Source organism: Pantoea sp. SYBGC1, from assembly GCF_057197005.1.
Genome location: NZ_JBXUNM010000012.1, coordinates 56,599 through 78,394 on the forward strand (window position 1 = coordinate 56,599; position 21,796 = coordinate 78,394).

Consider the following 21,796-nt stretch of genomic DNA (forward strand, 5'->3'; position numbering starts at 1 on the left):
ATGGCAGATTTTTACTGCGGCTTCACAGCCGCTTTGTGCCCTGAAAAACAAAAAGCCCCGCACAGGGCGGGGCTTCAGGCAAAACGTGCTGCACAGAGCAGCACCGGCGGGCAATTACGCCTGGCCTTTCACTTCTTTCAGACCGTTGAACGGCGCTTTTTCACCCAGCGCTTCTTCGATACGAATCAGCTGGTTGTATTTAGCCACGCGGTCAGAACGGCTCATGGAACCGGTTTTGATCTGGCCAGCTGCAGTACCTACCGCCAGGTCAGCGATAGTTGCATCTTCTGTCTCGCCTGAACGGTGAGAAATAACGGCCGTGTAGCCCGCATCTTTCGCCATCTTGATCGCAGCCAGCGTTTCGGTCAGAGAGCCGATCTGGTTGAATTTGATCAGGATAGAGTTCGCGATGCCTTTATCAATACCTTCCTTCAGGATTTTGGTATTGGTGACAAACAGATCGTCGCCCACCAGCTGGATTTTGTCGCCCAGCACTTTGGTCTGGTAAGCGAAGCCGTTCCAGTCAGACTCATCGAGACCATCTTCGATAGAAACGATTGGGTACTGTTTGGTCAGATCTTCCAGGAAGTGAGTGAACTCTTCGGAAGAGAACGCTTTATTGCCTTCGCCAGCCAGAACATATTTGCCATCTTTATAGAATTCAGATGCGGCACAGTCCATCGCCAGGGTGATATCTTTACCCAGCTCATAGCCCGCTGCTTTTACCGCTTCAGCGATAACGGCCAGCGCTTCCGCGTTAGAGCCGAGATTTGGCGCATAGCCACCTTCGTCACCGACTGCCGTGCTCATGCCTTTGGCTTTCAGCACTTTAGCCAGGTTGTGGAATACTTCAGAACCCATACGGATGGCTTCTTTGATATTTTTCGCGCCCACAGGCTGAATCATGAACTCCTGGATATCTACGTTGTTATCCGCGTGCTCACCGCCGTTGATGATGTTCATCATTGGCAGCGGCATAGAGTATTTGCCTGGGGTGCCGTTCAGCTCAGCAATGTGTGCGTAGAGCGGCAGGCCTTTTGATGCTGCAGCAGCTTTCGCTGCGGCCAGAGAAACAGCCAGAATGGCGTTTGCACCGAAGTTGGATTTGTTATCAGTACCGTCCAGCTCGATCATGATCTTATCGATGTTCGCCTGGTCTTTGGCATCTTTGCCTTTTACCGCGTCAGCGATTGGGCCGTTAACCGCAGCAACCGCTTTGGTTACGCCTTTGCCCAGGAAGCGAGACTTATCACCGTCGCGCAGCTCCAGTGCTTCACGTGAACCGGTAGAAGCGCCTGATGGAGCCGCCGCCAGACCAACGAAACCGCCTTCCAGATGCACTTCTGCTTCTACAGTCGGGTTGCCACGGGAGTCGATGATTTCGCGACCAATGACTTTAACGATTTTGGACATTCGATTTTCCTCAGTACAAGTTAGTCAATCCTAAGACAAACAACGCGCGAAAAGTTCGCGCGTTGTTCGTAAACTCTTACTTCGCTAAACGCTTCTGGTGCTCCTGCGCGGCTTTCACAAAGCCGGCAAACAGCGGATGACCATCACGCGGTGTCGACGTGAACTCCGGATGGAACTGGCAGGCCACAAACCACGGATGGTTCGGGATTTCAATAATCTCAACCAGTTGATCGTCGCCGGAACGGCCCGCAATATGCAGACCCGCCGCTTCAATCGGCTTCAGCAGCAGATTGTTGACTTCATAACGGTGACGGTGGCGCTCGGTAATCACATCAGAACCGTAGAGCTGGCGCACTTTACTTTCCGGCGTCAGCTGACACTGCTGGCTACCCAGACGCATGGTGCCGCCCAGATCGCTCTGCTCAGTACGCTGCTCAACGTTGCCATGCTCATCGCGCCATTCAGTGATCAGCGCGACAACCGGGTATTTACAGTCTGGCACAAATTCGGTGGAGTTGGCGCCTTCCATCCCGGCCACATTGCGTGCGAACTCCATCAGCGCAATCTGCATGCCGAGGCAGATGCCAAGGTACGGGATGTTATTTTCACGCGCGTACTGCGCCGTCATCAGCTTGCCTTCCACGCCGCGGTAGCCGAAACCGCCGGGGATGAGAATCGCATCGAGATCTTTGAGGATCTCCACGCCGCGCGTCTCGACATCTTGTGAATCGATCAGCTTGATGTTAACGGTTACGCGGTTTTTCAGACCACCGTGCTTAAGGGCTTCAATTACTGACTTATAGGCGTCCGGCAGCTCAACATATTTGCCGACCATACCGATAGTCACTTCCCCGCCCGGATTCGCTTCTTCATAGATAACCTGCTCCCACTCGGCAAGGTTAGCTTCCGGCGCGTTCAGATTAAAGCGTTTACAGATATAGTCATCCAGACCCTGCGACTTCAGCAGGCCCGGGATTTTATAGATGGAATCGACATCTTTCAGCGAGATAACCGCTTTTTCCGGCACGTTGCAGAACAGCGCAATTTTCGCTCGCTCGTTAGCAGGTACAGCGCGATCGGAGCGGCAGATCAGCACATCTGGCTGAATACCAATCGACAGCAGCTCTTTAACCGAGTGCTGAGTAGGCTTGGTTTTCACTTCACCCGCTGCCGCCATATAGGGCACCAGCGTCAGGTGCATATACATGGTGTGTTCACGGCCCACGTCTACCGCCATCTGGCGAATCGCTTCCAGGAACGGCAGGGATTCGATATCGCCCACGGTGCCACCGATCTCAACCAGCACGACATCATGACCTTCGCCACCTTCGATGATGCGCTCTTTGATGGCATTGGTAATGTGAGGGATCACCTGAATCGTGGCGCCCAGATAGTCGCCGCGACGCTCTTTGCGCAGCACTTCTGAGTAGATACGACCGGTCGTAAAGTTGTTACGACGCGACATTTTGGTACGAATGAAGCGCTCGTAGTGACCTAAATCCAGATCGGTTTCGGCCCCGTCATCGGTGACAAATACTTCACCATGCTGTGTCGGGCTCATGGTACCCGGATCAACGTTGATATACGGATCGAGTTTCATGATGGTCACATTCAGACCACGTGCTTCGAGGATAGCTGCGAGGGAGGCTGCGGCAATGCCTTTGCCCAGAGAGGAAACGACCCCGCCGGTCACAAAAATATAATTCGTTGTCATGCTGAACCTGAGAGTTTAGGTTTAAAGACGATGGAATAACCAGGACGGGAAAGCAGTATACCCGAAGTCGTCCCCAGCCACAATTGATGAATCACACCATCCTCCCGCGCCGTGCAGCGGCTAACATAGCGGATAGCCAGACATAAAATGTTGACGCATGTCACAAAGTTGCTGGATGGCTGAATCGAGTAAGCGCAAGCGGCTGAATTATGCGCACTGCTGGAATAAACAGCAGCATGACGCCGGACAGATTAGTGATTGTTCTCGCTCAGTTTTACCTGCTGCCACGCCGCTTCCATCTGCTCCAGCGTCGCCGCAGGCATACTTAATCCCTGCGCGGTAATAATCTGCTCCACATGGCGAAAGCGGCGTTCAAATTTGTCGTTGGCTTTCTGCAGCGCGATTTCCGCTTTGCTGCCGAGGTGGCGTGACAGATTGACCGTTGCGAACAGCAGATCGCCAATCTCCTCCTCCAGCTTGTCGCTGTCGACAGTGGCCTGCTGCGCTTCATGCATGACTTCATCAATCTCCTCATGCACCTTATCCAGCACCGGTCCGAGGCTCTCCCAGTCAAAGCCCACGCTGCTGCAGCGCTTCTGGATTTTATGCGCCCGCATCAGCGCCGGCAGCGCGCGCGGAATATCATCCAGCGCCGAGTGCTGCGCTTTCGCCGCGCGTTCATCCTGTTTGATCGCTTCCCAGTTCTGCAGCACCTCTGCGGCGCTCTCAGCCTCAGCGCTGCCAAAGATATGCGGGTGACGGCGTTCAAGCTTGTCGCTGATTGCGTTGCAGATATCGTCGAAGTTAAAACGCCCCTCCTCCTCCGCCATACGGGCATAAAACACAATCTGAAACAGCAGATCGCCCAGCTCATCACGCAGGTCGGTAAAGTCTTCCCGCTGGATAGCGTCAAGCACTTCGTAAGTCTCTTCCAGCGTATAGGGAGCAATAGTGGCAAAGGTCTGCTGGCGATCCCACGGGCAGCCGCGCGCCGGATCGCGCAGGGTTTGCATCAGGCTAAGCAGACGGTTCAGGGCAGTCATGAAAAATCCTCAAACAACGGTATAAAAAGGGCCGCCGTAAAAGGCGACCCTGAAGAGCAGCGGGCCAGTGCCGGCTGCGCGTTAATTCAGACGACGCGCGTCAATAATATCCGGCACCTGATTAAGCCGCGCCAGCACGCGCCCCAGCACCTGCTGGTTGTAGATCTCAATATCCATATCAATGGTCGCCAGCTGTTTTCTGGTATCGCTGCGGCTGGAGACGCCCAGTACATTGACCTTTTCATTCGCCAGTATGGTCGTGATATCACGCAGCAGTCCGCTGCGGTCGTTGGCGGTAACGCGCACCACCAGCGAATAGCCGCTGGAGTAGCTCTCTCCCCAGACGGCATCAACGATACGCTCCGGCGCATGGGAGATCAGTTCACTCAGCTGATCGCAGTCGGCGCGGTGAATCGAGATGCCGCGTCCCTGAGTAATAAAGCCGGTGATATCGTCGCCGGGAATAGGCTGGCAGCAGCGGGCAATGTGATGCATCAGGTTTCCCACCCCCTCCACCACCACGCGACCGCTCTCTTTACGGGCGTTTGAGGCGTGATGCGACTTCTGCGTCAGCTGACGCAGCGCTTCGCGATCTTCCTCTTCAGCGCTCGGCTTATTGAGCTTTGCCTGCAGGAAGTTGATCATCTGATTGAGACGAATATCGCCGCCGCCAATCATCGCCAGCAGCTCATCCTGCGAGCCAACGTTGTAGCGCGGCAGCAGGATCTTCTCCGCCTCGCGCATGCTGATATCGAGCTGGCTCAGCTCGTTATCGAGGATCTGGCGGCCCGCCACGATATTTTTATCGCGATCCTGCTTACGGAACCAGGCGTGTACCTTGGAGCGCCCGCGGCTGGTCGTGATGTAGCCCAGATTCGGGTTGAGCCAGTCACGACTGGGATTAGGCTGCTTCTGGGTGATGATCTCGATCTGATCGCCCATCTGCAGCTGATAGGTAAAAGGCACAATGCGCCCGCTGATCTTCGCCCCGATACAGCGATGACCAATATCGCTGTGAATGTGATAGGCAAAGTCGAGCGGCGTGGAGCCGGCGGGCAGATCCACCACATCGCCTTTTGGCGTAAAGACGTAAACGCGATCGTCGAAGACCTGACTGCGAACCTCTTCCAGCATTTCACCGGAATCCGCCATCTCTTCCTGCCAGGTAATCAGCTTGCGCAGCCAGGCGATACGCTCTTCGTGTCCGGCAGCCCCGCGCGAGTTGCTGACGCCCGGACCCTCTTTATATTTCCAGTGCGCCGCCACGCCAAGTTCGGCATCTTCATGCATCTGGCGGGTGCGGATCTGAATCTCAACGGTTTTGCCCTGCGGTCCCAGCACCACGGTATGAATGGACTGGTAGCCGTTGGGCTTGGGGTTCGCGACATAATCGTCAAATTCGCTCGGCAGATGCCGGTAGAGGGTGTGTACCGTACCGAGTGCGCCATAGCAGTCCTGCAAACGCTCTGCCACGATGCGCACCGCGCGCACGTCGAACAGCTCATCAAACGCCAGCGACTTTTTCTGCATCTTGCGCCAGATGCTGTAGATATGTTTCGGCCGCCCGTAGACTTCCGCCCGCACGCCCTCTTTCTGCATCTCCTGACGCAGGTTGGTCACGAAGTTGTCGATATATTGTTCACGATCGATGCGCCGTTCATGCAGCAGCTTCGCGATGCGTTTATATTCATCCGGATGCAGATAGCGGAAGCAGTAATCTTCGAGCTCCCACTTCAGCTGGCCGATACCGAGCCGGTTAGCCAGCGGCGCATAGATGTTCGTGCTCTCTTTTGCCGCCAGCACGCGTTCATCTTCTGGCGCATCTTTCATCTCACGCAGATGCGCAATCCGCTCGGCCAGCTTGATGACCACGCAGCGGAAATCTTCCACCATCGCAAGCAGCATACGGCGGACATTATCCACCTGGGCTGAAGCCATAGAGTCATTATGAATCGCTTTCAGCTGGCGAATGGCATCCATGTCGCGTACGCCGTGCACCAGGGAGACAATCCCTTTGCCAAACGCCTGCTCCAGCTTCTCCTCACTGACCACCTCTGCGTTGGCCAGCGGAAACAGCAGCGCCGCGCACAGGCTATCGCAATCCATACTGAGCATGGTGAGGATTTCCACCATCTCAATACCGCGCCACAGCAGCAGAGTCTGATCGGGGTGCTCGCGCGTTTCGGCTTCACAGTAGCGCCAGGTCTCTGCCAGTCGCTCACAGGATTGGGGATTGCTAATCGTCAGGCTGGCAATCCACTGATCGAGGGCAAACTCCCCTGCCGTATTTAAATGCGCACTTCTGACCGCAACCATATCCTCTCCTGCCACAGCGACATAACTGTCGCTTATGTTTTGCTGAACAACACCATGGATTCGAGATGACTGGTATGTGGGAACATATCCAGCATCGCGACCCTTTCCAGATGGTAGCCCGCGGCCAGCAGTACCTGACTGTCGCGCGCAAGTGTCACCGGGTTACAGGAAACATAGACCACACGTTCCGGCGCAAGTTTAACAATATGCGACATCACGCCCGCCGCCCCGGCTCGCGCCGGATCCAGTAACACCTTATTAAATCCCTGCGCCGCCCAGGGCTGACGCGAAACATCCTCTTCCAGATTATGCTGGAAAAAGCGTACATTGCTTAGATTGTTAAGCGCGGCATTATACTCTGCCTGCTTAACTAATGCTGCAACCCCCTCCACACCTACAACATTTTGTACAGATTTCCCTGCCGGCAGGGTGAAGTTCCCCATGCCGCAGAAAAGATCCAGCAGGCTGTCATCGGATTGCAGATCGAGCCACGCCAGCGCTGTTGCCACCATCTGCTGATTAACGCGATCGTTAACCTGAATAAAGTCCTGTGGACTAAAGGTTAGCGTTAAATCCTGCGAGCGGTAGTAGGGCTCGCTGCTGTTAATCGCCTGCAGCTCATCGCTGCCGTCAGCCAGATACAGCATCAGCGAGTGCTGATGCGAAAAGCGTTCCAGGTCTGCGCGATCGCGCGCAGAAAGCGCGTCGAGATGACGCAGCACCATCAGCGGGCCGTTGTCTGCCAGCACCAGCTCTACATGCCCCAGCCGCCTTACCCCCTGCAGCGCGCTCAGGCAGTGGTGCAGCGGCTGCAGCAATGCTTCAAGTTCGGGCACCAAAACAGGGCACTGCTGCAGGGGCACCAGCGCATGACTGGCCGCCTGACGAAACCCCATCACCAGCCGCTGCTGTTTCGGCTGCCACTGCAGTCCGAGCCGGGCGCGCCGGCGATAGCCCCAGCTATTCCCGCGGATAATCTCCTCAACGGCCACCGGAGAAGCGGCGTCGCGGCTCAGCAGGCGGCTCAGCGCGTGCGCCTTGCTGCTCTCCTGCAGTGCAACGGCGGCGTGCTGCTGCTGGCAGCCACCGCAGACGCCAAAATGGCGGCAGCGCGGAATTTCCCGCTGCGGACTGGGCTGTGCGATCTTTATCGCTTTACCGCGGGCAAACTGCCGTTTATCTTCCAGCAGCGTAACCTCTGCCTGTTCGCCCGGCAGCGCACCGCTGATAAACAGGGTTTTCCCCTGATAGCGTGCCACGCCCTGGCCGAACGGATCGAGCTCATCGACCGTGACGGCGATCCGCTGCTTTGTCGTCGGCCGCTGTTTTGCGGCGTAAAATTGCGCCATAGTAATTGTATTCTCTTTTAATCAGGTTGTGCCGCCCGCCACGACGCGTGCACAGGGACACGGCTATCGCCAGGGCATTGTGATGACCAAATACAGCCTGCGGGCGCGGATGATGATTTTAATACTGGCGCCAACGCTGCTGATTGGTCTGCTGCTCAGCACCTTTTTTGTCGTCCACCGCTACAACGAACTGCAGCGCCAGGTCTACGACGCCGGCGCAAATATTATCGAACCGCTGGCGGTATCCAGTGAGTATGGGATGAGCTGGCACGATCGCGATGCGATCCACGAGCTGGTCAGCCTGCTGCACCGGCGCCATTCCGATATTGTCCGTGCCATTACGGTTTTCGACAACCAGAATCGCGTTTACGCCACATCCAACAGCAAGCAGAACCTGGCGCTGCTGCAAAAAGAGGATATGACGCAGCTGCGCGAGGGCGTAACGCATGAACGCCAGGGCAATCTGCTGGTGCTGCGCACGCCGATTATCTCTGAACGCTACTCCGCCGATGAGCAGCCGGATGAACAGACCAAACCCGACGGTAATCCCCTGGGCTATGTCGCCATTGAGCTGGATCTGCAGTCGGTCCGGCTGGCGCAGTATAAAGAGGTATTTGTCGCCACGCTGCTGCTGCTGTTCTGCCTCTGCCTCGCCATGCTGTTCGCCTATCGTCTGATGCGCGATGTGACCGGCCCGATACGCAATATGGTTGCTACCGTGGATCGCATCCGGCGCGGCCAGCTCGACAGCCGGGTGGAGGGCTATATGCTGGGCGAGCTCAGCATGTTGAAAAACGGCATCAACGCGATGGCGATGTCGCTGACCGCCTACCATGAAGAGATGCAGCAAAATATCGACCAGGCCACCTGGGATCTGCGCGAAACGCTGGAGCAGCTGGAGATTCAGAACGTCGAGCTGGATCTGGCAAAGAAACGCGCTCAGGAGGCGGCCCGCATTAAATCCGAGTTTCTGGCAAACATGTCTCACGAGCTGCGCACGCCGCTCAATGGCGTGATCGGCTTCAGCCGCCAGATGCTGAAAACCAGCCTGAGCACCAGCCAGCGCGACTATATGAGTACGATTGAGCGCTCCGCCAATAATCTGCTGAGCATCATCAATGATGTGCTGGATTTCTCGCGTCTGGAATCGGGCAAGCTGGTGCTGGAATCGATTCCTTTTCCGCTGCGCGCCACGCTGGATGAGACGCTGGTGCTGCTGGCGCCCTCCGCGCATGAGAAAGGGCTGGAGATCACCGTCTGCCTGCAAAACAGCGTGCCTGACAACGTTATCGGCGATCCGCTGCGGCTGCAGCAGATCCTGATCAACCTGATTGGTAACGCCATCAAGTTTACCGAGCAGGGGCATATCGACCTGCGCGTTGAGCTGCAGCATCTCAGCGCCACGCAGGCGGAACTGGAGATTCAGGTGCATGACACCGGCATCGGCATTCCGGAAATGCAGCAGCCGCAGCTGTTTCAGGCGTTTCGCCAGGCGGATGCCAGTATTACCCGCCGGCACGGCGGCACGGGTCTTGGGCTGGTGATCACCCAGAAGCTGGTGCAGGAGATGGGCGGCGAAATCGCTTTTCACAGCCAGCCCGATCGGGGGTCGGTTTTCCGGGTGCGCGTCCGGCTCAATCTTAACCCGAACGCCCCCACCATTCCGCGCGTGCTGGATGACCTGCACGCCACAACGCTGGCCTATGTCGAGCCCCATCCGGCGGTGGCGCGCGTCGTGCAGGAGATGCTGAGTATCACGCCGCTCAGGGTAGAATATTATCCCAGCCTGGCTGCGCTGCCGGAACGCCACTATCCCCTGCTGCTGCTGGGCATGCCGGTCGCTAAGCCGCACCCGGCAACGCTGACCGATACGGAGATCCAGCAGCTGTGCGATCGCGCGGATGCCGTACTGCTGGCGCTGCCGAGCGAGATGATGCTGTTTGCCGACGATCTGCGTGCGCGGGGCATTGCCGGCTGTATCGCAAAACCGGTTTCGCTGACGCGCTTTATCCCGCTGCTGCTGGATATCGGCAGCCGTCAGCACCGCCTGATCTCCCCGCTGCCGCGTCAGCCGCTGACGGTGATGGCGGTGGATGACAACCCGGCTAACCTCCGGCTTATCGGCGCGCTGCTGGAGGAGCAGGTTGAAAATATCATTCTGTGTGACAACGCAGAGCAGGCTATCCGCGCCGCGCAGCAGCAGCGGCTGGATGTGATCCTGATGGATATACAGATGCCCGACATCGACGGTATTCAGGCCAGCGAGATTATCCGGCGCCTGCCGCTGCACGCCAGCACGCCAATCGTTGCGGTAACGGCGCACGCGCTGGATGGCGAGCGCGAGCAGCTGATTGCCGCCGGCATGAATGACTATCTGGCAAAACCCATTGATGAAACCCGTCTGGCTCAGCTGCTGCAGCGCTATCTGCCGGTTGCGCCCGCCTCTCAGCCGCCCGCGGCGGGGGTTGCCGTCTCGCTTGACTGGTCACTGGCGCTGCGTCAGGCGGCCGGCAAACCGGCGCTGGCGCGCGATCTGCTACAGATGCTGCTCGATTTCCTGCCTGAGGTGGAGGCGCGCGTGGCGCACTGTATGGCTGAAGGTGACGTAAACAGGCTGCGTGAAATTATTCATAAGCTGCACGGCAGCGCCAGTTACAGCGGAGTCCCCCGCCTGAAACAGCTCTGCCAGCAGCTGGAAGGCAGCCTGCACCAGGCGAGTGATATTGCCGCGCTGGAGCCGGAACTGCTGGAGCTGAGTGATGAGATGGCCAACGTTGCGCGCGAGGCGCGTAAGCGGCTGGCGCTGGCGTAAAATAACGTGCCAGAACGATCTTTACGGCGGCGCCCATACCGGCCTCAGCCGCCGCGCATCGCGATCCGGCCTACAGCCCTTTACCTATCCTGATGGCTGCCGCAACGTTACGCGCCGTCATGCGCACATTCTGTTCCGCGCTGGCCAGCGCCTCTTCCAGAGAACAGATACTGAACAGTACGCTGTAGACCGCATCAAGGCCGTGAGCGTGTACAACCCCCACGTCAGAGGTCAGGCTGCCGGCGATACCAATCACCGGCTTATTAAACTGTTTGGCAACCCGCGCCACGCCGATCGGCACCTTGCCATTCACAGACTGACTGTCGATGCGCCCTTCCCCCGTGATCACCAGATCGGCATCTCTGACCTGCTCCGCCAGCCCGAGCGCCTCCGTCACAATCTCAATGCCGCTGCGCAGCTCAGCCTGACAGAATGCGTGCAGCGCCGCCCCCATACCGCCCGCCGCACCGCCGCCTGCAATATGCAGCACGTCGATATCCAGATCGCGCTGAATAAGCGAAGCGTAGTGGGCCAGCGCCCGATCCAGCTGCGCGATCTGCGCCGGAGTGGCGCCCTTCTGCGGGCCAAACACCGCCGAGGCGCCTTTTTCCCCGGTCAGCGGATTGGTAACATCGCAGGCGACCTCAAAGCGGCACGCTTTGATTCGCGCATCCACTCCGCTGATATCGATCTGCGCCAGCTGCGCCAGCGCCGCGCCGCCCGGCGCCAGATCGCGGCCGGTACTGTCCAGCAGCCGGGCGCCCAGCGCCTGTATCATTCCGGCGCCGCCATCGTTGGTGGCGCTGCCGCCTATGCCAATGATGATGTGCTCTACGCCGCGATCGAGCGCGTTTTTAATCAGCTCACCGGTGCCCCACGACGTGGTGATCAGCGCATTGCGCTGCGCCACCGGCACAAGTTCCAGGCCGCTGGCGGCAGCCATCTCAATAAACGCGGTGCGCTCATCCCCCGATAGACCATAAAACGCCGCCACGGGCTCGCCCAGCGGGCCGGTTGCGGTCAGCCGGACAAGCGTACCGCTGGTGGCGGCTACCATAGCCTCAACGGTGCCCTCGCCGCCGTCGGCAACCGGGATTTTGACATACTCGGCGGCCGGGAAAACCTCGCGGAAACCCGCTTCAATTGCGGCAGCCACATCCAGGGCAGACAGACTCTCTTTATATGAATCGGGTGCGATGACAATTTTCATAGGCAATCCAGGCGCGATGGGTAACGTAACGGTATGCTGCTTTGCTCACGCAGCCTGTTCTCCGGCCTCCGCAGACGCCGGAGAGCGGCTTTACCGGGCGATCTCAACCTGCGCTAACTTCTCATAATAGCAAGCCAGCGCGCTGTGGTCGGCGGAGCCCTGACCGCTGGTTTTCAGCGCCTGCATCATCTCCATCACCGCGGCCGTCAGCGGCAGATGTGCGCCAATGCCGTGTGACGTATCCAGCGCATTGGCTAAATCTTTGATATGCAGGTCGATACGGAAACCAGGTTTGAAGTTGCGATCCAGCACCATGGGTGCTTTGGCATCAAGCACGGTGCTGCCCGCCAGGCCGCCGCGGATCGCCTGATAAACCAGCTCCGGATTCACGCCCGCCTTGGTTGCCAGAGAGAGCGCTTCAGACATCGCTGCGATGTTCAGCGCCACAATCACCTGATTTGCCAGCTTGGTCACGTTGCCGGCGCCGATATCACCGGTATGCACCACCGAACCCGCCATCGCTTTCATAATCTCAAAGCATTGGTCGAAGATCGCTTTATCGCCACCCACCATCACCGACAGTGTGCCCTCGATCGCTTTTGGCTCACCGCCGCTGACCGGCGCATCAAGCATACGGATCCCTTTTTCTGCCAGCGCGTCGTGGATCTCACGACTGGCCAGCGGGGCGATAGAACTCATATCAATCACAATCAGGCCAGGTTTTGCACCTTCAATGATGCCGTCCGCGCCCAGGCAGACTTCCTGCACCTGCGGCGAGTTAGGCACCATGGTGATCACCACATCCACCTGTTCTGCCACCTCTTTGGGCGTTTTTGCTATCGTCGCACCCAGTTCGGCCAGCTCCGCCTCATTGCCTGCATTGTGATCGCGCACCACCAGCGTGTAACCCGCTTTGACCAGGTTTTTACTCATCGGTTTGCCCATAATACCGAGGCCGATAAATCCAATTTTCATTGCCTTCCCCTTTCTGCGTTACAGTTTAAATTTGTTGCACAGCGCCTGCGTGGCGTTGCGGAAAACCCCGAGATCGCTGCCGACGGCAACAAAGGTGGCGCCCCATTCCAGATAGCGCCGCGCGTCCGCCTCTACCGGTGCCAGAATGCCGCACGGCTTGCCTGCGGCTTTGGCGCGTTCAAACAGGTACTGAATAACTTTCAGCACCTCAGGATGCGCAGGCTGGCCCAGATAGCCCAGCGCGGCTGAGAGATCGCCCGGACCGACAAAAATCCCGTCCACGCCGTCAACGGCGGCAATCGCATCAATGTTGTCCACCGCCTGCTGCGTTTCGATTTGCACCATCAGCGTAATGTTGTCGTTAATCGTGGCGTTATAGTCCGGCAGCGTGCCGTACATATTGCTGCGGTGTGAAACTGACACGCCGCGGATGCCCGCTGGCGGATAGCGGGTTGAAGCAACGGCGCGGCGCGCCTCCTCTTCTGTCTCCACAAAGGGGATCAGGAAGTTATAGAAGCCGATATCAAGCAGGCGTTTAATGATCACCGGTTCATTGCACGGCGGACGTACCACCGCAGCGCTGCTGCTGCCTTTCAGCGCCATCAGCTGCGGGACAAACGTGGTGATGTCGTTGGGCGCATGTTCACCGTCCAGCACCAGCCAGTCGAAGCCTGCCAGCCCCAGCACTTCAGTAGTCAGCGGACTGGCAAGGGCGCACCAGCTGCCAATCAGGGTCTCTCCTGCCAGCAGGCGGCGGCGAAATGTATTTGGCCAGGCATTACTCATTCTGTTTACTCCTGTATATGACGGCAGGCCCCCTTTCAGGGAGCCTGAAGCGTTAGCGCACCAGGCAGGGACGCTTATTATCAAAAGTCCAGTCCGGTACCAGGAACTGCATCGCCTGAGCGTCGTCACGCGCGCCCAGGCCATGTTTCTGATACAGCGCGTTTGCCTGCATCACCTGGTCCATATCCAGCTCCACGCCAAGCCCCGGCTTCTGCGGTACCTGTACCATGCCGCCTTTAATGACAAACGGCTCTTTGGTCAGGCGCTGATTACCCTCCTGCCAGATCCAGTGGGTGTCGATAGCGGTAATCGCGCCCGGCGCGGCGGCGGCAACGTGGGTAAACATCGCCAGCGAAATATCAAAATGGTTATTGGAGTGCGAACCCCAGGTGAGGCCAAAGTCGTGGCACATCTGCGCCACGCGCACGGAACCCTGCATGGTCCAGAAGTGCGGATCGGCCAGCGGAATATCCACCGACTGCAGCGATAGCGTGTGGCCCATCTGCCGCCAGTCGGTGGCGATCATATTGGTTGCGGTCGGCAGCCCGGTGGCGCGGCGGAACTCCGCCATCACCTCGCGGCCGGAGTAGCCCTGCTCTGCGCCGCAGGGATCTTCTGCATAGGCGAGCACGCCCTTCAGCTGTTTGCCCAGCAGAATGGCCTCATTCAGCGACCAGGCGCCGTTGGGATCGAGCGTGATGCGCGCCTCCGGAAAGCGTCTGGCGAGTGCGGTAACCGCCTCAGCCTCTTCGCCGCCGCGCAGCACGCCGCCTTTGAGTTTGAAATCGTTAAAACCATATTTCTCATAGGCGGCTTCTGCCAGCCGCACAACCGCATCTGGCGTCAGCGCCTCTTCATGACGCAGGCGATACCAGTCGCACGGATCGCTCTCCTGGCTCTGGTAGGCGAGCGAGGTCTTGCGACGATCGCCAATATAGAAGAGGTAGCCAAGCATCTCGACGCGGTCGCGCTGCTGGCCATCGCCCAGCAGCGACGCGACGTTTACGCCCAGATGCTGCCCGAGTAAATCGAGCAGCGCCGCTTCGATACCGGTTACCACATGGATAGTCGTGCGCAGGTCAAATGTCTGGCTGCCGCGCCCGCCGGCATCGCGGTCAGCAAAGGTGCTCCGCACCAGGTTGAGGATATTTTTATATTCGCCGACGGTTTTTTCGATCACCAGCGCGGCGGCATCCTCCAGCGTCTGACGGATCTTTTCTCCGCCCGGTATCTCACCCACGCCGGTATGCCCGGCGTTATCTTTAATGATCACAATATTGCGGGTAAAAAATGGCGCATGCGCCCCACTCAGGTTGAGTAGCATGCTGTCGTGTCCGGCAACCGGAATAACCTGCATAGCGATGATTTTAGGGGTCTGACTCATTTCCTGCTCCTTATGTAGGACGGCGCCCAAATGCCGGACGCTTGCGATCAAATGCCCAGCCGGGTACCAGATACTGCATCGCGGTGGCGTCGTTGCGCGCGCCGGCCGGCAGTGACTTATAGAGTTCGTGCGCCTGCTGCAGGCGGTCCCGATCCAACTCAATACCCAGCCCCGGTTTATCCGGCACGGCAATTTTGCCGTTGCGGATCTGCAGCGGCTCGCGCGTCAGGCGCTGATCGCCTTCCTGCCAGATCCAGTGCGTGTCAATCGCGGTTGGCTTGCCGGGGGCGGCCGCGCCCACGTGGGTGAACATCGCCAGCGAGATATCAAAATGGTTATTGGAGTGGCAGCCCCAGGTGAGTCCCCATTCGTCGCAGAGCTGCGCCACGCGCACTGCGCCGCTCAGGGTCCAGAAGTGAGGATCGGCCAGCGGAATATCGACCGCGTTGAGCATCACGGCGTGGTTCATTTCACGCCAGTTGGTCGCGATCATGTTGGTGGCAACCGGCAGCCCGGTGGCGCGGCGAAACTCCGCCATCACTTCACGACCGGAGTAGCCCTGCTCCGCGCCGCAGGGATCTTCTGCATAGCTCAGCACATCCTGCAGGCCTTTGCAGAGCCCGATCGCCTCATCCAGATGCCAGGCGCCGTTGGGATCGACGGTAATGCGCGCCTCCGGGAAGCGCTGCTTCAGCGCCACCGCCGAGGCGATCTCCTCTTCACCCGGCAGCACGCCGCCTTTGAGTTTGAAATCTTTGAAGCCATATTTATCCTGCGCCGCCTCTGCCAGACGCACTACCGCCTCCGGCGTCAGCGCCTCCTCATGCCGCAGCCGGTACCAGTCGTGGCTGGCGGCATCACCGCTGCGATACGGCAGATCGGTTTTGTGACGATCGCCGATATAAAACAGATAGCCGAGCACGGTGACCTCATCGCGCTGCTGGCCCGGTCCGAGCAGCTCTGCTACCGGTACGCCCAGATGCTGCCCCAGCAGATCCAGCAGCGCCGCCTCCAGCGCGGCTACCGCGTTTACGCGCAGTTCGAAGGTCCAGGCACCATTGCCAAAGGTGTCAAAATCCGCGGACTGATTGCCCTTATGCACCTGCTGCACCAGCCGGTTCATACGTGCAATCTGCTGCCCTTTAACCTGGGGTACTGCCGCCAGCAGCGTCTGATAAATCGTATCGCCGCCCGGCGCCTCGCCCAGTCCGGTATGGCCGGCGCTGTCGGTCAGCACCACAATATTGCGCGTGAAGCAGGCGTTATGCGCGCCGCCAATGTTAAGCAGCATACTGTCGTAACCGGCAACCGGGATCACCTGCATGTCAGTGATGACAGGTGTACTTTGCGTACTCATTTCGGCTCCTTATACGGTTTCAGTTCAACGCGTTTAATGTCACCGGTAATAAACAGGAAGCTAAAGGCGGCGACAAAAGCGTGGATCCCGACATACACCAGCGCGCCCTCAAACGATCCGCTGGTGGCGATGATGTAACCAATCGCGATAGGCGTGACGATACCGGAGAAGTTGCCGAACATATTGAACAGGCCACCGCTCAGGCCACTGATCTCTTTCGGTGCCGTGTCGGCCATCACCGCCCAGCCCAGCGCACCAATGCCTTTTCCGAAGAACGCCAGCGCCATGAACAGCACCACAACCCATTCGGTTTCGGTGTAGTTACACATCACCATGCTGATAGAGAGCAGCATGCCGATAACAATTGGCGTTTTACGGGCAATATTGAGTGAGCCGGTTTTGCGCATCAGGTAGTCGGAAATCACGCCGCCCAGCACGCCGCCGAGGAAGCCGCAAATCGCCGGCACGGAAGCGATAAAGCCCGCTTTCAGAATCGACATACCGCGTGCCTGCACCAGATAGACCGGAAACCAGGTAATAAAGAAGTAGGTCAGCGCGTTGACGCAATACTGGCCGAGATAGATGCCCCACATCATGCGGGTAGAGAGCAGCTGTTTGATCTGATCCCACTTTTCACCGCGGCTGACTTTGCGATCGGCTTTTTTCGCATCCATATTGATCAGCGCGCCGCCCTGCTCCATGTACTCCAGCTCCGCCTTATTCACGCCGGGGTGGTTGTTGGGATCGTGCATCACTTTGAGCCAGATAAAGCTCAGGATGATGCCGAGACCGCCCATAAACCAGAATACGTGTGCCCAGCCAACTTCAGAGACCAGCCAGCCCATGATGGGCGCAAAGATCACCGTGGCGAAGTATTGTGCAGAGTTAAAGATGGCGACCGCCGTTCCGCGCTCCTGGGCCGGGAACCAGGCCGCGACAATACGGCTGTTACCGGGGAAGGAAGGCGCTTCAGCCAGACCGACCAAAAAGCGCAGCAGGAACAGTGAAATCACAATGCCAAAGCCGCTGAAGAGATCGACAAAGCCCTGCAGCAGAGTAAACAGCGACCAGAGGAAAATACTCCAGAAGTAGACGCGCTTGGATCCAAAGCGATCCAGCAGCCATCCGCCCGGGATCTGTCCGATCACATAGGCCCATGAGAAAGCGGAAAAGATATAGCCCAGCCCGACAGAGTCGAGACCGATATCTTTGGACATCGCCGATCCGGCAATGGAAATGGTGGCGCGGTCGCCGTAGTTGAATGAGGTGACGATAAATAACATCACCACGATCCAGTAGCGGGCGTTGGTACGTTTCTGCACCGCCTCTGCCGTCTGGCTGTAACTATTCATGATGCACTCCTGAAATATAGCGAACGCTACATTCACTCTGACTGCATACACATCGCGTTGGGTATCAGAATGATGTCGGGTTAAACACGGCGATTGTTGTTATGGCGAACGTTGATGCGTCGTGACAGGTAACCAAACCTCTAAGAACGGATATCAGTATAAAAACAGCCCGCGGCTGAAACACTGGAAGAAAGCACGACAATTCAGTCAAAACAAAAAAGATTTTGTGGCATATGCACATCCTGCTGCGTGATGGCTCACGAAACGCCAATCGCAGCGCCATAAATGCACAAAAAACAGACAGTCAAAGAGCGCTTTGTGAGCACCTTCACTTGCTTTTGGTTAAAACCACCAAAGTGCGGGAGAGAAACGGACTAAAAGCCGGACAGTTGCACAATGCGCTGGCGGGCGCGTGCTGCTTATACTGGAGTCGGCTGACTTTGATGACGTGACCAGAACCACTATTTATCGCACTGCTATGCACAGTGCGGCTATCCGGAAGGTGAGCAATGAACCGACCCGTTACAGAAAAACCACTCTATATAAAAGTTCATGAAGCGGATAACGTTGCGATTGTCGTCAACGACCAGGGCCTGCCCGCGGGCACACGCTTTGCCGACGGGCTGCAGCTGACTGAGCATGTGCCCCAGGGGCATAAAGTCGCGCTGGAGGATATCGCTCAGGATGCACCGATTCTGCGCTATGGCGAAATAATCGGCACGGCGCTGCGCGCTATCGCGCGCGGCAGCTGGATAGATGAGTCGCTGGTAGCCCTGCCCGAGGCGCCACCGCTCAGCAGCCTGCCGCTGGCAACCAACGTCCCGCCCGAACTGCCGCCGCTGGAAGGCTATACCTTTGATGGTTATCGCAATGCAGACGGCAGCGTGGGAACCCGCAACCTGCTTGGCATTACCACCAGCGTCCACTGTGTGGCGGGCGTCGTGGACTATGTTGTGCAGCTTATTGAACGCGATCTGCTGCCGCGCTATCCCAACGTGGATGGGGTGGTCGCGCTGAATCACCTGTATGGCTGCGGCGTGGCGATCAACGCCCCGGCTGCCGTCGTGCCGATCCGCACCATTCATAATCTTGCGCTGAATCCCAATTTCGGCGGCGAGGTGATGATTGTCAGCCTCGGCTGTGAAAAGCTCCAGCCGGAGCGGCTGCTGACCGGTACGCCTGATGTACAGGCGATCTCGCTGGATGATAACGATATTGTGCGTCTGCAGGATGAGCGTCACGTCGGCTTTGGTGCCATGGTGGATGAGATCCTGCAGGTCGCTGAACGTCATCTGAAAAAGCTCAATCTGCGCCGCCGGGAACCCTGTCCGGCGTCTGAACTGGTAGTCGGCACCCAGTGCGGCGGCAGTGACGCCTTTTCCGGCGTAACGGCTAACCCGGCGGTGGGCTTCGCCTCCGATCTGCTGGTGCGCTGCGGCGCCACGGTCATGTTTTCTGAAGTGACGGAGGTACGCGACGCTATTCATCTGCTGACGCCGCGCGTGGTTAATGAAGCGGTGGGCAAACGGCTGCTGGAAGAGATGGCGTGGTATGACGACTATCTGCATCAGGGGCAGACCGATCGCAGCGCTAACCCCTCACCCGGCAATAAAAAAGGCGGGCTGGCAAACGTGGTGGAAAAAGCGCTGGGATCGATCGCAAAATCGGGCCGCAGCCCGATTGCTGAAGTGCTGTCGCCGGGACAGCGCCCTACGCAGCGCGGGCTGATTTACGCCGCTACGCCTGCCAGCGACTTTGTCTGCGGTACGCAACAGATGGCCTCCGGCATTACGCTGCAGGTGTTTACCACCGGCCGCGGCACGCCCTATGGCCTCGCGGCCATTCCGGTGATAAAGATGGCGACGCGCAGCGCGCTGGCCCGGCGCTGGCATGATCTGATGGATATCAACGCTGGCACTATCGCCACCGGTGAAGAGAGTATTGAGCAGGTAGGCTGGCGTCTGTTTGAGCTGATTCTGGAGATCGCCAGCGGTCGTCAGCAGACCTGGTCCGATCGCTGGGGGATCCGCAACCAGCTGGCGGTATTTAATCCGGCACCGGTAACCTGATACCGGACAGAGCCGTTAATATCGGGCCGCCATACAGGGCGGCCCTGATCACTACAGCTGCTTACCCCAGCTCTCCACCCACGGCGTCGTCACGCTTTCAGGCTCCGGATGGTCAACGGCATCCACCATCAGCACGTCACCGATACGCTGCGCCTGCTGCGCCTGGAGCGTGGCATCAAAGGTTTTTCCTGCCCCGCAGAAGTGCTGATAGCTGCTGTCACCCAGCGCAATCACGCCATAGCGCAGCGCCGGCTGATAGCCGAGCTCATCATGGATTTGTGCATGGAGACGGGCAATATTATCCGGCAGATCGCCCTGCCCGGTGGTTGAGGTCACAATCAGCACGACGTCGCTGCTGTACGCCTGCCACTCCGCCAGCGTCGGATCCTCAAATACTTCTACCTCATGTCCCTGCGCCTGCAGCACCGGCTGCGCCTCTTCGGCCACCAGCAGTGCGTTGCCGTAAACCGTGCCTGTAAAAATGCCAATTTTTGCCATCTTGCTGCTCCTTTACGCTGTTGGCTTATCCTGAACTGCCTCAGCGTCAAACTCAACCCTGGGAACGTCCGGTAACCGATCCTGCCAGCCGAACTGCTGCAGCATCTGCTGCCATATCGGATCCAGTCCGGCGCGGATCACCAGCGGCTCTCCGGTAAAAGGATGCGTCAGCGAGAGTGCGCTGGCGTGCAGCATTAAACGATCGAGTCCGAAATGCGCCGCTGCGCCACGATTCTGGCGCAGATCGCCGTGAGCGCTGTCGCCAATAATCGGATGGCGCAGGTGTGCCATATGACGGCGCAGCTGATGCTTGCGCCCGGTGCGCGGTGACATCTCCACAAGGGTATACCGGGCACTGCTGTATTTACCGATTGCCACCGGCATTTCTGTCTGCGCCAGCGCCTGATAATCCGTGACGGCAGGCTGCGGTGCGCGCGGTTCAGCAGAGAATTTATCCGCAATTTTGTCCAGCTCTTCCAGCAGCGGATAATCGAGCGTAGCCGCGCCATCCAGCCAGCCGCGCAGTACGGCATGGTAGGTTTTTTGTATCTGATGCTGCTCAAACTGCTGCGCCAGTAAACGGCCCGCCTCGCTCGATAAGCCCATCAGCAGCACGCCAGAGGTCGGGCGATCGAGCCGGTGTGCGGTAAAGACGTGCTGACCAATCTGATCGCGCACCGTCTGCATCACCACCACTTTCTCTTTGCGATCGAGCCAGCTGCGGTGCACCAGCCAGCCGGCAGGCTTGTTCACTGCTACCAGCCACTCATCCTGATAGATAATCTCCAGCATCAGCGCGCTGGCTCCGCAAACAGCGCGTCAAGCTCACGCAGCGCGATCAGCAGAGCGGTATAGCCAGGGGTGACCGGAGTCAGAGCAACTTCATAATAGGGTGCGACGGCGAAACCGGCAGGCATTGGCGCGCCGGAGGCGATCAGGGCTGACATACGCGGGATCAATACCCACTGCAGCCACTCCAGCGGTGCCATGGTATCAAGGCAGAAAGGCTGGTCGCTGTTAAACGCGGCCGCGTCAGGGGCGTTCTGCTGCCAGTAATCGTGTTCGCGCATGACTGCTTCGACCTGCTGCAGTCGCTGCGTAATAGTGTGCGTCGACATAGGTTGCCTCTGTGAAATAATGGGCGGCAAGCATATCACTCGTCACCGATGGCGTAAAAAGCGCATAAAAAAAGGGAGCACTGTTAATAACAGTGCTCCCGGTTCGTTGTGCAGCATTCCCGCCACCGCAGTGCTCCCTGCTCATCCATGACAACTCTTCCTGCGCTTTCCATTGCCTGTCTTCATGACAGCATCCTTAGCATCCTGGCTCGCCCTGCTCCGCATGGCTCACATTCTCCATCCTGGAGGTGTCCCTTACTCACTCCTGAGTGTCCTGCTTCGTCCTGAAGCCTTCCCTGTGACGTAAACTCCGTTACGTTCCCGCCTCCTGGCTGACATTCTCCTGAACGTCGCTCTGTCCATAGCGTCCTGCTAACGGTGGGTATTCTCTCAAAAATCG

At 58.2% G+C, this 21,796-nt stretch carries 16 protein-coding genes; 2 read left to right on the plus strand and 14 right to left on the minus strand.

What is annotated here, in order from left to right:
* Window positions 1-114 precede the first annotated feature (114 nt).
* From eno to rlmD, 5 genes are all read right to left on the minus strand, one after another.
* The gene (gene eno, locus AC2CF9_RS16410; protein WP_065648317.1) at window positions 115-1,413 is read right to left on the minus strand and encodes a phosphopyruvate hydratase; all 1,299 of its coding nucleotides are present in this window, start codon (window positions 1,411-1,413) and stop codon (window positions 115-117) included.
* 76 nt (window positions 1,414-1,489) lie between these two features.
* A complete protein-coding gene (pyrG, locus tag AC2CF9_RS16415; RefSeq protein ID WP_094112205.1) occupies window positions 1,490-3,127 on the minus strand; it encodes a glutamine hydrolyzing CTP synthase in 1,638 nt (545 codons plus the stop codon).
* A 251-nt stretch (window positions 3,128-3,378) separates the two neighbouring features.
* On the minus strand, window positions 3,379-4,170 hold the full coding sequence (mazG, locus tag AC2CF9_RS16420; protein ID WP_150018624.1) for a nucleoside triphosphate pyrophosphohydrolase: 792 nt from the start codon (window positions 4,168-4,170) through the stop codon (window positions 3,379-3,381).
* A gap of 81 nt (window positions 4,171-4,251) precedes the next feature.
* On the minus strand, window positions 4,252-6,486 hold the full coding sequence (relA, locus tag AC2CF9_RS16425; protein WP_039379884.1) for a GTP diphosphokinase: 2,235 nt from the start codon (window positions 6,484-6,486) through the stop codon (window positions 4,252-4,254).
* A gap of 32 nt (window positions 6,487-6,518) precedes the next feature.
* Window positions 6,519-7,835, minus strand: a complete 1,317-nt coding sequence (gene rlmD, locus AC2CF9_RS16430) for a 23S rRNA (uracil(1939)-C(5))-methyltransferase RlmD (protein ID WP_484557481.1) — start codon at window positions 7,833-7,835, stop codon at window positions 6,519-6,521.
* Window positions 7,836-7,917: 82 nt separating this feature from the next.
* On the opposite strand from rlmD, the gene barA reads away from it, so the two are divergent.
* Window positions 7,918-10,647 (plus strand): two-component sensor histidine kinase BarA, encoded by a 2,730-nt coding sequence (gene barA, locus AC2CF9_RS16435; protein WP_484557506.1) that lies wholly within the window; start codon window positions 7,918-7,920, stop codon window positions 10,645-10,647.
* A 70-nt stretch (window positions 10,648-10,717) separates the two neighbouring features.
* On the opposite strand, the gene AC2CF9_RS16440 is transcribed toward barA, so the two are convergent.
* The 6 genes from AC2CF9_RS16440 to AC2CF9_RS16465 all read right to left on the minus strand — a co-directional run bounded on the left by AC2CF9_RS16440 (window position 10,718) and on the right by AC2CF9_RS16465 (window position 17,711).
* Window positions 10,718-11,857, minus strand: coding sequence for a glycerate kinase (locus AC2CF9_RS16440; protein WP_484557482.1), 1,140 nt, complete (start codon window positions 11,855-11,857; stop codon window positions 10,718-10,720).
* A 90-nt stretch (window positions 11,858-11,947) separates the two neighbouring features.
* Window positions 11,948-12,832 carry a 2-hydroxy-3-oxopropionate reductase gene (garR, locus tag AC2CF9_RS16445; protein ID WP_484557483.1) on the minus strand — a complete coding sequence of 295 codons (885 nt, stop codon included), beginning with the start codon at window positions 12,830-12,832 and terminating at the stop codon, window positions 11,948-11,950.
* 18 nt (window positions 12,833-12,850) lie between these two features.
* A complete protein-coding gene (gene garL / locus AC2CF9_RS16450; protein WP_039379896.1) occupies window positions 12,851-13,618 on the minus strand; it encodes a 2-dehydro-3-deoxyglucarate aldolase in 768 nt (255 codons plus the stop codon).
* A gap of 52 nt (window positions 13,619-13,670) precedes the next feature.
* Complete coding sequence (gudD, locus tag AC2CF9_RS16455) at window positions 13,671-15,002, minus strand: glucarate dehydratase (RefSeq protein ID WP_484557484.1); 1,332 nt, start codon at window positions 15,000-15,002, stop codon at window positions 13,671-13,673.
* 10 nt (window positions 15,003-15,012) lie between these two features.
* On the minus strand, window positions 15,013-16,359 hold the full coding sequence (locus AC2CF9_RS16460; RefSeq protein ID WP_150018618.1) for an enolase C-terminal domain-like protein: 1,347 nt from the start codon (window positions 16,357-16,359) through the stop codon (window positions 15,013-15,015).
* Window positions 16,356-17,711 carry an MFS transporter gene (locus tag AC2CF9_RS16465; RefSeq protein ID WP_039379902.1) on the minus strand — a complete coding sequence of 452 codons (1,356 nt, stop codon included), beginning with the start codon at window positions 17,709-17,711 and terminating at the stop codon, window positions 16,356-16,358. Before AC2CF9_RS16465 ends, AC2CF9_RS16460 begins: the two co-directional genes overlap by 4 nt.
* A gap of 509 nt (window positions 17,712-18,220) precedes the next feature.
* On the opposite strand from AC2CF9_RS16465, the gene garD reads away from it, so the two are divergent.
* The gene (gene garD, locus AC2CF9_RS16470; protein WP_484557485.1) at window positions 18,221-19,780 is read left to right on the plus strand and encodes a galactarate dehydratase; all 1,560 of its coding nucleotides are present in this window, start codon (window positions 18,221-18,223) and stop codon (window positions 19,778-19,780) included.
* Between the two features lie 51 nt (window positions 19,781-19,831).
* Here the strand turns inward: garD and AC2CF9_RS16475 are convergent, their stop codons facing one another.
* From AC2CF9_RS16475 to AC2CF9_RS16485, 3 genes are read right to left on the minus strand one after another with little or no spacing between them, the layout of a single operon-like run.
* A complete protein-coding gene (locus tag AC2CF9_RS16475) occupies window positions 19,832-20,278 on the minus strand; it encodes a flavodoxin (RefSeq protein ID WP_484557486.1) in 447 nt (148 codons plus the stop codon).
* A gap of 12 nt (window positions 20,279-20,290) precedes the next feature.
* Complete coding sequence (gene truC / locus AC2CF9_RS16480; RefSeq protein WP_039379909.1) at window positions 20,291-21,070, minus strand: tRNA pseudouridine(65) synthase TruC; 780 nt, start codon at window positions 21,068-21,070, stop codon at window positions 20,291-20,293.
* The gene (locus AC2CF9_RS16485; RefSeq protein WP_150018615.1) at window positions 21,070-21,396 is read right to left on the minus strand and encodes a YqcC family protein; all 327 of its coding nucleotides are present in this window, start codon (window positions 21,394-21,396) and stop codon (window positions 21,070-21,072) included. The genes truC and AC2CF9_RS16485 overlap by 1 nt, the downstream gene beginning before the upstream one ends.
* Window positions 21,397-21,796 lie beyond the last annotated feature (400 nt).

What these genes read in the sequence shown, in the direction of transcription:
- AC2CF9_RS16485 (WP_150018615.1), bottom strand. Translation starts at nt 21,396, where the DNA reads ATGTCGACGCACACTATTACGCAGCGACTGCAGCAGGTCGAAGCAGTC.
- garL (WP_039379896.1), bottom strand. Translation starts at nt 13,618, where the DNA reads ATGAGTAATGCCTGGCCAAATACATTTCGCCGCCGCCTGCTGGCAGGA.
- garD (WP_484557485.1), top strand. Translation starts at nt 18,221, where the DNA reads ATGAACCGACCCGTTACAGAAAAACCACTCTATATAAAAGTTCATGAA.
- AC2CF9_RS16475 (WP_484557486.1), bottom strand. Translation starts at nt 20,278, where the DNA reads ATGGCAAAAATTGGCATTTTTACAGGCACGGTTTACGGCAACGCACTG.
- mazG (WP_150018624.1), bottom strand. Translation starts at nt 4,170, where the DNA reads ATGACTGCCCTGAACCGTCTGCTTAGCCTGATGCAAACCCTGCGCGAT.
- pyrG (WP_094112205.1), bottom strand. Translation starts at nt 3,127, where the DNA reads ATGACAACGAATTATATTTTTGTGACCGGCGGGGTCGTTTCCTCTCTG.
- AC2CF9_RS16440 (WP_484557482.1), bottom strand. Translation starts at nt 11,857, where the DNA reads ATGAAAATTGTCATCGCACCCGATTCATATAAAGAGAGTCTGTCTGCC.
- relA (WP_039379884.1), bottom strand. Translation starts at nt 6,486, where the DNA reads ATGGTTGCGGTCAGAAGTGCGCATTTAAATACGGCAGGGGAGTTTGCC.
- garR (WP_484557483.1), bottom strand. Translation starts at nt 12,832, where the DNA reads ATGAAAATTGGATTTATCGGCCTCGGTATTATGGGCAAACCGATGAGT.
- truC (WP_039379909.1), bottom strand. Translation starts at nt 21,070, where the DNA reads ATGCTGGAGATTATCTATCAGGATGAGTGGCTGGTAGCAGTGAACAAG.
- rlmD (WP_484557481.1), bottom strand. Translation starts at nt 7,835, where the DNA reads ATGGCGCAATTTTACGCCGCAAAACAGCGGCCGACGACAAAGCAGCGG.
- barA (WP_484557506.1), top strand. Translation starts at nt 7,918, where the DNA reads ATGACCAAATACAGCCTGCGGGCGCGGATGATGATTTTAATACTGGCG.
- gudD (WP_484557484.1), bottom strand. Translation starts at nt 15,002, where the DNA reads ATGAGTCAGACCCCTAAAATCATCGCTATGCAGGTTATTCCGGTTGCC.
- AC2CF9_RS16465 (WP_039379902.1), bottom strand. Translation starts at nt 17,711, where the DNA reads ATGAATAGTTACAGCCAGACGGCAGAGGCGGTGCAGAAACGTACCAAC.
- eno (WP_065648317.1), bottom strand. Translation starts at nt 1,413, where the DNA reads ATGTCCAAAATCGTTAAAGTCATTGGTCGCGAAATCATCGACTCCCGT.
- AC2CF9_RS16460 (WP_150018618.1), bottom strand. Translation starts at nt 16,359, where the DNA reads ATGAGTACGCAAAGTACACCTGTCATCACTGACATGCAGGTGATCCCG.